This window comes from Agarivorans sp. Alg241-V36 (assembly GCF_900537085.1).
Taxonomy (GTDB): domain Bacteria; phylum Pseudomonadota; class Gammaproteobacteria; order Enterobacterales; family Celerinatantimonadaceae; genus Agarivorans.
This window is the reverse complement of the sequence record NZ_UNRE01000001.1, coordinates 646,418-660,657: the sequence shown is the minus strand read 5'-3', so window position 1 is coordinate 660,657 and position 14,240 is coordinate 646,418. Positions and strand designations below refer to the sequence as shown.

The following is a 14,240-nucleotide window of genomic DNA, read 5'->3' as shown; positions in this document are numbered from 1 at the left end:
TGTTGGCACCCTTGCCGTAAAAGAAGCTAGGCCTAAAAGAAACTGGCCTTAACCACAATAATGTCTCCCGGAGCAATGCGGTGCTTTAAGGCAGCTTTCACTAAATCGTTAGTGCCATTACCTGGGGTGATATTGATATTTGTTTTCGATGCGCGCTCGGTAAAACCACCCGCTAGCGCTATTGCTTTTTCAACCGTAAGACCGGGTTGATAAGCGTAACCACCTGGGTGCTCTACCTCGCCATTAATAAAGATTTGTCGGTAGCCAATGATGTTTACTGCTACCTTGGGGTTAATCAGGTAATCGCCTCGCAAGCCCTGTTCAATGTTATCTCTAAGTTGCTGAGCAGTAAGGCTGTTCACTGGAATACGCCCCAAGTAGGGATAGTCGATTTTGCCACTGTTAGTCACCAGCAGTTCCATCGACAAATCGCTCTCGCCGTACACAACAATTTGGATGCGGTCACCTGCACCTAAGCGGTAGCTTTGCTCTAGATCATTGGCCTGAGAAGCAGCGCTAAAACCGCCCCACATCAATAGCGTTACTAGCAAGTACCAGGCGCGCTTGGTGTTACACCACGTAGCCAAGAGAGAACTATCCCAATTCATCACAACTCCTTGAACAGCTTTACTTAGTAGGCAGTTTTACCTACAAATCCTTTAAAGATAGTGAGGAATACAATTTTGATATCCATCCAAAGCGTCCACACACGAATGTACTCAAGATCGTATTGCACCCGCTTTTCCATTTTTTCTAAGGTGTCGGTTTCACCGCGGTAACCATTGATTTGTGCCCAACCGGTAATACCAGGTTTCACTTTATGACGTAGCATGTAGCGGTTAACAATTTGGCGATATTCTTCATTGTGCGAAACCGCATGCGGGCGCGGCCCAACAATAGACATGCTGCCCATCAATACATTAAAAAATTGCGGTAACTCATCGAGCGAAGTACGACGAATAAAGGCACCAAACTTGGTCACACGAGGGTCATTTTTCGTTGCCTGCTTCACCACCGCACCGTTATCTTGGGTGCTCATTGAACGAAACTTCCAAACCCGAATTTTTTTCCCATCTAAACCATAGCGATCTTGCTTAAACAAGATCGGGCCAGGGGAAGAACGCTTAACACCAACGGCTACCGCCAACAGCAGCGGGCTAATCAACAAAATGATAATCGACGCCAATACAATATCTTGGATTCGCTTAACCAGCATACTGCCGCCACGGAATGGGCTATCAAATACGCTTACGGTTTGAATATCGCCTAGTGAACTCCAACGAGAATGCAGCAAGTTATAAGTGAAGAAATCGGGCACGATAAATGTAGTAGTAGTGGTGTCGGAGAGTTGCTGTAGGTAACCGGTAATCCGGTCTTTAGCATGCATGGGTAAGGCGATATACACATGGTCAACTTCGCCCCGTTTAGCCATTTCAAGTGCAGTATCAACTTTGGCAACAGGACCAGAATAACCACTGTCTGTTAAGCGAGAAGCATCTCTATCATCAAAAAATCCAACAAATTGAATGCCAAGCTCTTCTGAATTTTCAAAGGTTTCTTTGAGTTGCACACCGTTTTGCGACACCCCAATAATGGCTGCGCGTCGAGTGTTATAACCAAAGCGGCGCATTACCGCCAAACTCTCACGAAATACTAGGCGCCAAGCCATAAGTAACATTGGTGTGGCGACTACCCATGAACCAACCACCACTCGCGAATAGGTAGCCGAGATTTTTAGAAAGTAATTAACTGCAAATAACAAGGCAATACTAACAATCCAAACCCATAGATTAACCATGGCTTGTTCTTTCAAAGAAGAAACCCGCCACGAGCGATATAGATTAAAGGATTCTGCGACAACCAAGTAGATGGCTGATAAGCCAACGCCCATTAGCTGGAAGGCCAAATCGAAGGAGCCATTTTTAAGCCAAGACAGGCCAGCTAAAACGGCAATAATAATAAATACATCTGAAATTCGGTAAACAATCGCGAGTTCAAATTCGTTAGAACGAACTACGCCATTTTGATTTTGCATATCCATTGCACACCCCTAGTATCAAGCTAAAAATTCCATGTATTGCTTGTATATCTCTGTATCTTGCGGGTGGTTACTAAACCAAGGTTTGACGTTTACCGCTCTTAACTTTGGTTCTTCATAATCAAAAAATCAATTGGACAAATATCACAAAATTTAATTGGTAATATAAATTAAAGGTGATACAAGCCTCAAAACAAGAAAAAACATTACTCATTTATAAGTAGCTGATTAGCGTTTGTCAATACAAAACAAACAACAAGCTCAACTATTTTTCAGCTGAAAATTTGACAATTTTTTGGCTAAAACTGAGCTTAAGTAGGATGAATTTCATTTGTATTACGCAGAGGTTTCAACAAAAAGACGTGATACGAGAAGCGAGGGAAATAATCATGCAAATTAAAGAAATTGATATTTATGTTATTTATATCAAACACTTAACTTTTTAGCATTTACTGAGATATAAAACGAAAAAAGCCACGCTAAGCGTGGCTTTAAAAATGGCGGAGGAGGAGAGATTTGAACTCTCGAAGGGCTATTAACCCTTGCCGGTTTTCAAGACCGGTGCATTCGACCACTCTGCCACCCCTCCGCAGGGGTGTTGCTGCGATTAAAAAAACCATGCAGTGCATGGCTAAGATAATATGGCGGAGGAGGAGAGATTTGAACTCTCGAAGGGCTATTAACCCTTGCCGGTTTTCAAGACCGGTGCATTCGACCACTCTGCCACCCCTCCGCAGCGGTGTGAATATTACGTTTAAGATTTTCGAATGTAAAGACCCATTAAGTTTAACCGCTCGCAAATCAGACAATTATCCACAACTTTTTTAAGGCAAGATGATAATTTGTCCAAATCTATAAGATTCAAGAAGGCTATTAAGCACTAACAGCCCTCTTCACAACCCAAAACGCGTAAGTTTACTCACCTAAAAAAGGATAGCTGACACCTATTTGTGAACGTATTTCGTCCATGATTTGCATGGTTTCAATACTCTCTTGCCAGCTCATCACTTCACTTTGTAATTGTCCGGCAGTAACACAACGCATCACTTCTTCAATTTGGTACTCAAAGCCCGAGGCACGAAATGGAAAGTCCTCAACGACTTCAGGCTCGCCATGCACGCTCAGACAAGCTTGAGTGCCAACCCAAAACATACTCGGTATACAAATATGTCCCTTTGAACCAAAAATAGTGAAGCTGTTTTCGGTGTTGGCCAAAAAGTTACAGGTAAATTGGCTAGCGCAATCACCATAATTCATTATCACACTGCTTCGCTCGTCGACACCGGTGCTGCCAACAAGACCATCAGCAACAATTTTGTTCGGTTGGCTTTGGGTAACAAACTGGGACATAGATACGTTATATACGCCCATATCTAATAGGCTTCCCCCCGCTAACTCGCGGTTAAGCAAACGATCATCTTCGTCACGAGGGATGTTAAAACCAAAACTTGAACAGATGAGTTTAACCTCACCAATCTGTTGCTGATTAAGCCAAGCGCGAACCTGTTGCCAAGCGGGCTGAAAGCGAGTCCACAGCGCTTCCATCAAGAACACATTGTTGGCCTTGGCTAAAGCAACCAATTGTTTCGTTTGAGCGGCGTTCACCGTTAGCGGTTTTTCACAAAGCACTGGCTTGCCAGCCTCTAAGCACATTTTAATGCTGTCGAAGTGGAACCTGTGTGGGTTGGCAATGTAGATGGCATCAACTTTAGGATCGTTTGCTAGCGCTTGATAATCATCTAGCGCCACTTCTCCATCAAACTCATCGGCAAAGTCCTGTGCCCGTTGCAGCTTAGAGCTAGCAACCGCATAAAGCTTAGCTTGAGGAATAACCGCTAATGCTTCGGCAAAATTACGTGCAATACGACCGGGAGCTATGACTCCCCAATTAAATTGACCTTCTGTCATCTTTATTCTCTAAGGCATTATCAATAAGTTCATATTAACCAGATTGAACAGACATTCTAGTCAGAGATAGCGCGCAGTTTCACCTGCAAATGCAAACTGTGAACTGGCACTAAGCCTCAAGGGTTGCAGTGAAATAATTCATCACTAAACGCTAAATATCATGATGTTAGTTCAACAACTTGTTTGCTGCTTCGTTGAATGTAAAACATTACGCCCAATAAACTCACTAAAGCGATAACTTGCCAGTGCATAGCCACTGGGCTTAACAACGCGACGGCGATTACTACTAAAAGCGCCCTCTCCCAATGTTTCAGTTGGCGTTTTTGCCAGCCTTGCATCACTAAGGTAAAAGCATACAAGCCAGGCAAGGCGAAGATAAATACCTGAAAAGCAGCTAACCAATCGCCCTGCGCTAGCGGGGTGTAAGCAAACAAAATAGGAATAATGTACAAGCCTTTGGCGATTTTCCATGAGGTAAAACCAGTGGCCATAGGCGGAGACTTAGCAATCGCGGCTGCGGTAAAGGTACACAAGCACACCGGAGGCGTAACGTTGCTATCTTGTGAGAGCCAAAAAATCACTAAATGAGCCGCCAATAACAACATCGATAGCTGGTGTTCATCCAGTAACATTGGCCGCAGTATAGCCATCATTTCATCTGGCATATCGTTAATTAGGGCTTGTGCCTGAGCAACACTCATTGCTCCTTGCTCGGGGCTAACTCCCACCAGCATAAGAATGGCTTGAACATCAGCACTTAGGGCACCAGAGCTTAAGGCGCTAACCAACTCTACGTTTGCCATTAACTGTAACAAAGCAGGAGCAGACAAGGTCGCCAACACAATATAAGAAGCGGTTACGGGTAAGCCCATGCCTAACACTAAAGACGCCACGGCCACCAGCAATAGTGCCACTAACAAGCTACCGCCCGACCACTCTGTAATCATCAAGGAAAAAGTATTTCCAATACCGGCAGTTGCAATAACATTGACGATTAAGCCCACCGAACACAACAGCACCGCGGTGACTACCATGTTGCGCGAACCCAGCGCGAAAGCATCTGCAATGGCCGAGAAGCCCATCTTGTTTGGGGTAAACCACGAGCTCACTACCACCGCAATAATCGCAATCACCGCCGCATAAGTGGGCGTATAGCCCATTACCAGCAATACAATCAACAAGGTGACCGGCACAATAAACGACAGCCCTTCGCGCATCACCATGGGTAATAAGGGTGCAGTTTGCTCCATGGTGCGCGTTAAGCCCGCTTTATATGATTCAGTTCGTACATAAAAAACCAGCGATGCAAAATACAAAATAGCCGGAAGAATACTCACCATGACAATGGTGCTGTAAGGAATTTGCGTATAACTGGCCATCACAAAAGCGCCAGCTCCCATGATAGGGGGAACAATTTGCCCGCCAGTAGACGCCGATGCTTCAACAGCCGCCGCAAAGCGCGGGCTAAAACCAGCATTTTTCATTAATGGAATGGTCACAACTCCAGTAGACGCAGTATTGGCTACAGCACTTCCAGAAATAGTACCAGTAAGGCCAGAGGCAATAATTGCCACAATACCAGGACCACCAACCAAGCGGCTAGCAATGCTCTTAGAGAGGTGAATGACAAAATCACCAGCACCCGATCGCAACAAAAATGCGCCGAATAAGATAAACATGAAAACAAAACTTGCGGAAATGCGCGCGATATTACCAAAAATAGCATCATCGCCATAAATGCTTCTAAATAGCAGAGTCTCCAGGCTAAGGCCTTTAAACTGAAACACTCCTGGCACATAGTTTCCCCACCAAGCAAGGTAGGATATCGCGGTTACAATTAATATCGGAATCACCCAGCCAGTGGCTCGGCGCGTCATATCTATCGCACCCAAAATCACCACAGTGCCGCACAACCAATCTAATGCCACCAAACGCACACCACGTTCATAAATAAGATCTTCGGCAAACAATAAATATATCGCTGAGCAGGCAATGGCGAGTACCCAAAGTTTGTCCAAAATGGCCAGTTGTCGCTGCGAACTTAAAGGTTTTAGCAAACCGCAAAGCAAAATAAATCCGGCGAAATGGAGGATATTTTGCTGAAGCACAGCAATATCTGCAAAAATATTGAAGTAGACATGAGCCAAACTAATAATAATGCCTAAAACGTAAATAAGGGGTACAGCGCGGGTATCTTCAACTTCTTGACGAATACTGTCAGGTACGGCATTCCATTGCATAGTGATGAATCCTGAGGGAGGTAAAGGAGACCTAGGCCCTGAGGCCTAGGCAAAACAACTATTGTGCAACCAAGTTATCAGGAATGTTTAAGCCGGCTTCACGGTAGTAACGCGCAGCACCAGGGTGTAAAGGAGCAGGCAAACCAGCCAATGCCTTGTCTAAAGCCATGGCATTTGTCGCCTTATGAATCGCCTGCAAAAAGCCTAAGTTTTCGTAGATAGTTTTAGTGAGTAAGTAAACAAACTCCTCGTCTACATCAGCATGTACTGCCAAAAAGTTTGGCTGCGCCATGGTGTTCCAGTCTTTGTTCAAATTAGGGTAAGTACCAGCAGGAATCACATAACGAGTCCATAAGCCTAAGCCACCGTTAGCTTTTTCTATTTGCTCATCGGTCACATCCAAAGGGCTAACGTCGCCACCGGCTGCTGCAAATAGTTTGGTCACCGCACCAGTTGGTGCACCGGCCGGTGTATTAATAGCTTCTACTTGACCGTTTTGTAAGGCCTCGGCAGAAGGACCATAGCCAGCGGAAAACAGCTCCATCTGTTTGTCGATATCTACACCTAAATTACCTAACAAAAAGCGATTAGAACCAATGGTTCCAGAGTTCTTTTTACCTAATGCCACTTTTTTACCGGCTAAGGCCATCAAATCGCTTAAATCGCCACTCTTAGCATGCTCGTTCTTAACAACAAACTGTTCAACGTTTTGCCATAACATCGTGATTGAACGCAGGTGAGCTTGCTTACCTTCTTTCTCTAATGGTCCGCTGCCATTAACCGCATAAGAGCCGTATAACCCCTGCAGAATGGCAAACTGCGCCTCTTTATCTCGAAGCAATTTAATATTTTCGCCGGAGCCGGCAGAGTTAATAGCAGAAACACTGACCTTGTGTTTTGGCTGAATTTTCACCTTGGTTAAAGTTGCCAGCGCAACACCAACAGGATAGTAAGTGCCGCCAGTACTGGCTGTTGCCAATAGGTAATTTGTTCCGGTGTCGGCCTGTACTGAAAAAGATAAAGCACTAGTGATTAGCGCGACCTTGCTTAGCCAATGACGCATGATGTTACTCTCCTTAGTAAACAGCCCAGCAAGCGCTTGAGCCAAACAGGTAGTGGTTAATAAATCACAATGATTTTATTGAATTTTCATCCTAGACACAGTTGCCACCATTAACAAGTTATTAACATGACTCGTACGACTAAAGTTGCAGAATTTCGCCTAGTAAAAGTACTTTTGATAAAGTTTTTCGAAAGCGTCTGATTGGCGCACTTGCTCTAAGGCGGCTTGGAAACGAGCTAGCTCTTGTTGGCTAATCGAGCGATTAAAGGCAAAACAGTAATCATGTTCAAACAGGGTATATAAGGGTTTAAAACTAGATTGATGACCTTCTAAACTTTGCTCTGTTAAGGCGATTAAATCTACTCTGCGCAGTGCAAGTAACCTAAAGGCTTGCTCAACACTTTTTACCGGTATTAGCTCTGCAGTAAAGTCAGATCGCGTTAAGAAACCGTCGATGGCCTGCCCTTTCATAATCGCTATTTTTAGATTCTCGGCATCTTTTAGCGAGGTAATTTCCAGCTCACTATCAGTTAAACCATAAAACTTGCCTCGGCTTACATTAATAGGACAAGCCCACTCAAACCTGTCTGCCCGCTGTGGAGTCTTAATAGTAGAAAACAGTACAGTAAATGCTTGATGTTGCAGGGTGGCGTAACCGCGTGTCCACGGTACAATTTTAACCTCAGGCGCAGGGCTTTCTAGCTGGGCAAAGATCAGCGCCAGTAACTCAACTGAAAAGCCTACTGCCTGACCTTGTTCAAGATAGTTATAAGGAAAAAACTCTTCACTGTAATAATCTAGTTGCTCAAGTGTTCGCGCACTTAGCTGGCCACAACACAGCAGGCTAACAGTTAATAAAGCAAGTCTAATAACCAACAAATAAAGGCCTCCTCATGATGTTGACCGTGGGCGCATGTCGCCGCTTTTGCTCGCATCAAAGCCTCAACTATGGCGCTCGCTAGCAACTACAAGTACACTTCTCTCTCACTTAATCGATAGAGTATTAACTTTTGCGTTTTTATCGACTTTGCAGCCTAGCGCTTTTTGCTTGCTGCAGCTTTTCACTGTTTGCCAGCAACTGGGCCGAATCATCGTCACTGCCAACCAGTAAACGGTCGATTAAACAAGTAATTAACACTTACCATAACGATAGTCTAAAGCGACTATTGCCGCTATTTGTAGCCGCAAAAGTGGATTACCCACCACAAAAAATCACCTTATTGGCCAGCAAGCGATCACGCAGACTAGAGTTATGGGCCGATTCTGGAGAAGGTTACAAGTACATCCATACCTATTGGATCCGCCATGCTAGTGGCACAGCAGGCCCCAAGTTGCGTGAAGGTGATTTACAGGTTCCCGAAGGTATTTATGAGATTGAAGCTTTAAACCCTAACAGCAAATTCCACTTATCGATGAAGCTTAACTACCCCAATAGCTTTGACTTAGCTATGGCCAAAAAAGAGCAACGCCACCAACCCGGCTCTAATATTTTTATCCATGGTAAAACTTCCTCGGTAGGTTGCTTGGCCATGGGAGATCAAAACATTGAAGACCTGTTTGTATTGGTTGAACGTATCGGCCCAGGCAATAGTCAGGTAGTTATTACACCGCACGACCCTAGGCTTCTGCCACTGTTTCCAGTGCCCGATCATTTGCCAGAGTGGACGGCAGAGTTATATCAACAAATTCAACAACAATTTGAACAATTTAAGTAATGAGTTAGGCTAGAGGAAAGTAATAACAATTAACGGGAGAAGCTGTAAATGCCGATAGTGCATATTCGCTCCTTAGCCTTACCTAATGCCATTGATATGCCTAGCCTTCTCGATAAGCTAGCCAATGCTTTTGCCCAACAAGCCAAAATTCAATTAGAGCATATCAGCATAGAGTGGCACTACACTCAGCCAGGACACTACTTCGTAAACCAACAAGTTCATCACCAACAACACACTCATCAGCCACCGATTATGGTTGAACTATTTGTTCCCGATGTACACAGCGAAAAGCGCCAACAACAACTAATTAGCCTACTAGCTAAGATAATCCATCAGCATAGCCATATTGCCCTAGACAACATATTTGTCTCTCTTAGAGTGGCGCAGTCGGGTAGCATTTTTGACAACGGGAAAATTGTTACTTGGCCTAAAAAAGGCTAAACGGCGTGATTCTTTCCGTACTCGCGAGGTAAACGAATAGTAAAACCTAACCCCTGAGGCTCTGCATTGTAGGTTTCTACACTCCCCAATAGATGCTGGTGAACCAGGTTGTATACTTGGTTTAGCCCTAAGCCCACATTTCCAGAACTACGCCCAGTAGTATAAAAGGGATTAAAGATAAGATTTATATCCTCGTTAGATACCCCGCTACCATTATCTTGATAGTTAATTTCTACCATTTCTTGGTTGGACTCAATATCCACTTTTACGTGAGGGTAGCCATGGCTAGCAAAGCCGTGTTGAATCGAGTTATCAATGAGACAAGACAACACCAACTCAAGCGCACGTTGATTAACTAACATACTGGGATTACTACCAGAAACGCTAAGCTGTATGTTCAGTTCAGTAAAGGGCTGGAGAAACATCTGCAACTGCTGCTCTAACCAAGTTTTCAAATTAAGCCGTTGCAAGCTCGAATCAATATCACTGCCCGCTAAAGCTTTAAATGTATTAACTAAAGCCGCAGAGCGTTGCAAGCTACTCTCAAGCAACTTACCACCTTCAATACCTTGCTCCAGCATATTCTCGAGCTCAGCGCGGGCTAAGGCTCCCTCATTTAATTGCTGCCCAATACTTTGATAATTACTAACCAATTGAGACGCAGCGGTTATGCCAACACCTAAAGGGGTATTAAGCTCATGCGCCATACCGGCAACCAAGCCACCTAATGCAGCCATTTTCTCTTTTTCTACAAGCTCTAGCTGAGTATCGTTTAACTTGGCTAAGGTATGTTGTAAGGTCGAATTGGCCTGCTCTAACTCCTTAGTTCGCTCCGCGACCCGTTGCTCAAGTTGTTCTTGATCTCGAGTAACTTTTGCCGCCATGCTTTCCAGTAAGCCCCCCACTTGATTAAACTCCTCATAGGCTAGCGAGGGAACTTTAGTGTCATAGCGACCTTTGGAGTAATTGCTAACCAAGCGGCTTAAGTGTTCTAAGGGCTCAGTAATTCGCCGAGTCATCGCAATAGCAATAATGGCCACCAGCACAAACACCACCAGCAATACAATGACTACATTTGATTGGCGCTCTACCAGCAAGCCCCATAGTGAGCGGCTTTGCGCGCTCAATGATAAGGAGAGAGGCTCTGTCATTTGGCTTAGATCTAAATCTACATCAATATAAAATCGTCGTTCAGGTTGCTCGCCTTTAACACCTTTGAACAATAAACGTTGCGAATGAAATAGCTCAAAAGAGCCTTGTTGAGAAATTCGCGAAGCTGCTTCACGCCATACCGACTGCATAGGCACAAACACCACCAAAGCACCAACTTGCTGGCTATCTTCAATGGCATTTAAATTCTTCTGAAGCAGGGGCTGCATCAATAACAATCCTGAGTCGCTATCTATACCATCAATGCTGGCCACCAACTGAGCAAACTCCGAGTCTTGATAAACTTCGATTAAGGCTTCTTTTCTGCCCTGCTTAACTTGCTCGTTTAAACGTTGAATGGCAGCGCTATGCACCTGTATATCCAGTATCTCCGCCTGTAGCGGCGCTCCTTCTATAATTTGACCTTCTAAATCGACAATATAAATAGCTGAAGCCCAGCTATTTTGCTGCAGTACCTCACTAATTAGTTGATTAGAGTGAAAGCCAAAAATGGCAGAGGTGGGTGTAAGTACTACGTCATTCACTTGAGCAAGGCTTTGCAAATCAAGCAGCAGTTGCCTTACTTGATACTGAATATTCTGGGCAATATTGTTGGCTTTTAGATATAAGGTTTGCGTTACTGCTTGTTGGTCTTGTTCTGAAATTTGCTTAAGAAGAAAAGAGCCAATGAGTATACTGGGCAATAAAGCCCCCAACAAAATACTAAGCGCAAGTGTGGTTCTCAGCTGATTAGCTTTTATCATCATTGCTTTTGGGTCTGCCTGTAATCTCTCTCAGCAAATTGCTGCATATACTCTCTGGCTTTGGCGGCATCTAGTACGCCTTTACTAAATAGCTCAAAGCCCTTACGCAATCCTAGCCAAGCACTAGCTTGCGCAGCCTCTGCTGACATAGGAACGGCTTGCTCTAACTGGGCTAACATTGCCGCTTCATTGGGGTTTGATTGTTGTTTTATTTGATCCAGTAAATCCGCATTTACGGGCAAAAATCGAGCTTCTTGGTATAAACGCTGCTGTACCTTTTCGCTTTGTAGATACTCACTTAACTCCTTCAGTGCCGCCGCTTTGTTAGAGTTCAAGCTATTATCAGGAAAGACTAAAACTAAGCTGGAGGAAAGCGGCTTAAAGGCACGATTGCCAATATTAGGAATTAAGGCAATGCCGAGTTCGTCTCCGAGATGGTGTTCAAAATCTGCGATAGCCCACTCACCATTAATGGCATATGCCACCTTACCTTCAATAAAGTCTTTATAACCGCAATCGTAGGTACACTCCGCACTCACTAAGCTGCGTTTAGTTAAACTCTTATAAAAGTTTAAGGCATCCTCCATGGGATGCTGGTCAAGCGTCACCAATTTTCCACGAGTCATTCTACCGCCAAAGGTATTGTAGAACCCAGCGAACCAATACATCTCGGAGTAATTCCAGCCAATCGTGGCAATGCCTTGCTCATCAAAGTGTTTTTTCTGATCTAGTAACTCTTGCCAAGCACTGGCTGGTTGCTCTACTAAACCGCGATTATAGAAAAGCATGAGGTGGTTTCCCTGCAAAATCGGGATCCCATGCAACTGCTCATCGATAGTGGCAGTGAGTAACAAGGAACTCGGCGTACTGGAGTCAATAAACTCACGAGGCACAGCAGACAACTTTGCTTGCTCTGTAATGCCAATAATATCGGAAGGAGCAAAAGCCACATCAGCAGCGGTGCCTTGCAACACTGATTTAATCAGCGACGGTTTTAGGCTTTCAGAAGTGATTTGATAAAGAGTAACTTGATGCTGGCTTTGCGCTGAAAACTCATCCAGCAACTCTTGAAAAATAGCTTTGCCTTGCTCTCTGTAATAAAGAAAGCTTAATTGCTCGGCGCTAGCGCTTCCCCACACTATTGCTAGCAACAGCAGCACAAATCGCATGCAACCCCCTTCATCATCCACCCTGTTTTCAGTGTAGTTCAAAAGTACTAAGTTGCGCTTAAATCACCTTTAGTATTCGGGAGATAGCATGCATTTAAGCCATTGAATTTTTAAAAATAAGGTCTACGCCACACGATATTCAGATACCATCGCCGCGCCTTGCTTTAAGGGTTCGCTCATCCAAGATGGTAGATCATCAATATCGAGGTTATCCAAAAGGTTTTTTAACTCTAAACCGAGTTCTGTATCACCTTCAATTTTCAAGCGGCGCTGAAAAAACAGGGTATCGGGGTCTTCTTTGCGTCCCATCATCAGCACAAAGTCATTCAACTCGCCAGAAAAGCTTACATCAACTTGCGGCGCCTGAGCTTGAACTCTTAAACGCTCATTATCAAAAGTGATATACCAGCTTGCCGCTAAGTCACTCACCGTAAGTTTTAACCAGCGCTGTTCTAGAAAATCTAAATCACCCTCTTCAATCGCTTCTGCAAAACTCAAAGCCAGTGCTTTTTCCATGGCCTTACCTTGCAGCGAAAAGGGACACATTTTTACTGGCAAGCTTAATAAGCGCGGCATGTCTTTGACTAAAGATTGTTTTAAGCGAGTAAACACTAAAGACCTCATAAAATTAACAAACAAAGCTGATAAGTGGCTAAGTTTACGCAGTTTTCCCTAGTGCAAAGCTGCGCTGAGTCAATATCCCATCTAACTAAGCCCAGTAGAATGACAAAAAATCTCGAGTTGAGGGAAATATGGAATTACTTTGCCCTGCAGGCTCTTTGCCCGCAGTTAAAGCGGCGGTAGATCATGGTGCCGACGCTATCTATATTGGTTTTAAAGATGCCACTAATGCCCGTCACTTTGCTGGCTTAAACTTTGACGGAAAAAAGCTCGATAAAGCAGTAGATTACTTAAAGAAGCACCAGCGCCAACTGCACATTGCAATTAATACTTTTGCTCATCCAGAGCAACACCAATTGTGGTATTCAGCCATTGATAGAGCAGTAGAAATTGGTGCCGATGTGGTGATTTTGGCCGACATCGCCTTGTTAGAATACGCCAAGAATACTTATCCAGATTTAACGGTACACTTATCGGTTCAGGCCTCTGCGACCAATGCTTCTGCTATCGAGTTTTATCACCGTAACTTCAATGTTAAGCGTGTGGTATTGCCACGGGTGCTGTCTATTCATCAGGTAAAACAGTTATCACGCGCTTGCCCAGACATGGAGTTAGAAGTATTTGCCTTTGGTAGCTTGTGTGTAATGGCCGAGGGCCGCTGCTACTTATCATCTTACCTTACCGGTGAGTCGCCCAATACTGTTGGCGCCTGCTCTCCCGCCTCGTTTGTCCGCTGGCAAGAAACCGAACAAGGCTTAGAGTCGCGCTTAAATGACATTCTGATTGATCGTTACGGCCCTAATGAAACCGCCGGTTACCCCACCCTATGTAAGGGACGGTTTGAGGTAGATGGCGAGCGCTATCATGCGCTTGAAGAACCTACCAGCTTAAACACTATAGAGTTATTGCCAGAGCTATTTGCAGCCAATATTTCTGCAGTAAAAATCGAAGGCCGTCAACGCAGTCCAGCCTATGTGGCGCAGGTTACTCAGGTATGGCGCGAAGCCATTGATAGCTATCAGGCGCAACCCGAGCAGTACGCTGCCAAACAACAATGGATGAGCCAACTCGCTAAATTATCAGAAGGCAGCCAAACTACATTGGGTGCTTATCAAAAAGCTTGGCAATAACT

At 44.5% G+C, this 14,240-nt stretch carries 12 protein-coding genes and 2 tRNA genes; 3 read left to right on the top strand and 11 right to left on the bottom strand.

Translation table 11 applies throughout. The features are described from left to right. Window positions 1–32: 32 nt before the first annotated feature. The 8 genes from G6R11_RS03170 to G6R11_RS03135 all read right to left on the bottom strand — a co-directional run bounded on the left by G6R11_RS03170 (window position 33) and on the right by G6R11_RS03135 (window position 8,128). The gene (locus tag G6R11_RS03170; RefSeq protein WP_240352388.1) at window positions 33–608 is read right to left on the bottom strand and encodes a polysaccharide biosynthesis/export family protein; all 576 of its coding nucleotides are present in this window, start codon (window positions 606–608) and stop codon (window positions 33–35) included. A 23-nt stretch (window positions 609–631) separates the two neighbouring features. Further along, on the bottom strand, window positions 632–2,041 hold the full coding sequence (locus G6R11_RS03165; RefSeq protein WP_163131377.1) for an undecaprenyl-phosphate glucose phosphotransferase: 1,410 nt from the start codon (window positions 2,039–2,041) through the stop codon (window positions 632–634). A 495-nt stretch (window positions 2,042–2,536) separates the two neighbouring features. Then, window positions 2,537–2,627, bottom strand: a tRNA-Ser gene (locus tag G6R11_RS03160). A gap of 53 nt (window positions 2,628–2,680) precedes the next feature. Then, window positions 2,681–2,771, bottom strand: a tRNA-Ser gene (locus G6R11_RS03155). Between the two features lie 182 nt (window positions 2,772–2,953). After that, window positions 2,954–3,946: a Gfo/Idh/MocA family protein gene (locus G6R11_RS03150; RefSeq protein ID WP_163131376.1), complete on the bottom strand. Its 993-nt coding sequence runs from the start codon at window positions 3,944–3,946 to the stop codon at window positions 2,954–2,956. A 158-nt stretch (window positions 3,947–4,104) separates the two neighbouring features. Then, window positions 4,105–6,186, bottom strand: coding sequence for a TRAP transporter fused permease subunit (locus G6R11_RS03145; protein WP_163131374.1), 2,082 nt, complete (start codon window positions 6,184–6,186; stop codon window positions 4,105–4,107). Between the two features lie 58 nt (window positions 6,187–6,244). Then, a complete protein-coding gene (locus G6R11_RS03140; protein ID WP_163131372.1) occupies window positions 6,245–7,249 on the bottom strand; it encodes a TAXI family TRAP transporter solute-binding subunit in 1,005 nt (334 codons plus the stop codon). 159 nt (window positions 7,250–7,408) lie between these two features. Then, window positions 7,409–8,128: an ABC transporter substrate-binding protein gene (locus G6R11_RS03135; RefSeq protein ID WP_163131370.1), complete on the bottom strand. Its 720-nt coding sequence runs from the start codon at window positions 8,126–8,128 to the stop codon at window positions 7,409–7,411. 131 nt (window positions 8,129–8,259) lie between these two features. Between G6R11_RS03135 and G6R11_RS03130 the strand changes: the two genes are divergently transcribed. Both G6R11_RS03130 and G6R11_RS03125 read left to right on the top strand, forming a co-directional pair. Then, window positions 8,260–8,964: a murein L,D-transpeptidase family protein gene (locus G6R11_RS03130; protein WP_240352387.1), complete on the top strand. Its 705-nt coding sequence runs from the start codon at window positions 8,260–8,262 to the stop codon at window positions 8,962–8,964. Window positions 8,965–9,012: 48 nt separating this feature from the next. After that, a complete protein-coding gene (locus G6R11_RS03125; RefSeq protein ID WP_163131368.1) occupies window positions 9,013–9,405 on the top strand; it encodes a hypothetical protein in 393 nt (130 codons plus the stop codon). On the opposite strand, the gene G6R11_RS03120 is transcribed toward G6R11_RS03125, so the two are convergent. The 3 genes from G6R11_RS03120 to G6R11_RS03110 all read right to left on the bottom strand — a co-directional run bounded on the left by G6R11_RS03120 (window position 9,402) and on the right by G6R11_RS03110 (window position 13,099). Next, window positions 9,402–11,321, bottom strand: a complete 1,920-nt coding sequence (locus G6R11_RS03120) for a sensor histidine kinase (RefSeq protein ID WP_163131367.1) — start codon at window positions 11,319–11,321, stop codon at window positions 9,402–9,404. The two genes, G6R11_RS03125 and G6R11_RS03120, sit on opposite strands and share 4 nt — an antisense overlap. Beyond that, window positions 11,318–12,487, bottom strand: coding sequence for an extracellular solute-binding protein (locus tag G6R11_RS03115; RefSeq protein ID WP_163131366.1), 1,170 nt, complete (start codon window positions 12,485–12,487; stop codon window positions 11,318–11,320). The genes G6R11_RS03120 and G6R11_RS03115 overlap by 4 nt, the downstream gene beginning before the upstream one ends. Before the next feature lie 123 nt (window positions 12,488–12,610). After that, window positions 12,611–13,099, bottom strand: a complete 489-nt coding sequence (locus G6R11_RS03110) for an SCP2 domain-containing protein (RefSeq protein WP_163131364.1) — start codon at window positions 13,097–13,099, stop codon at window positions 12,611–12,613. 140 nt (window positions 13,100–13,239) lie between these two features. On the opposite strand from G6R11_RS03110, the gene G6R11_RS03105 reads away from it, so the two are divergent. Then, entirely contained in the window at window positions 13,240–14,238 is a 999-nt protein-coding gene (locus tag G6R11_RS03105) for a peptidase U32 family protein (protein WP_163131362.1), read from the top strand. Window positions 14,239–14,240 lie beyond the last annotated feature (2 nt).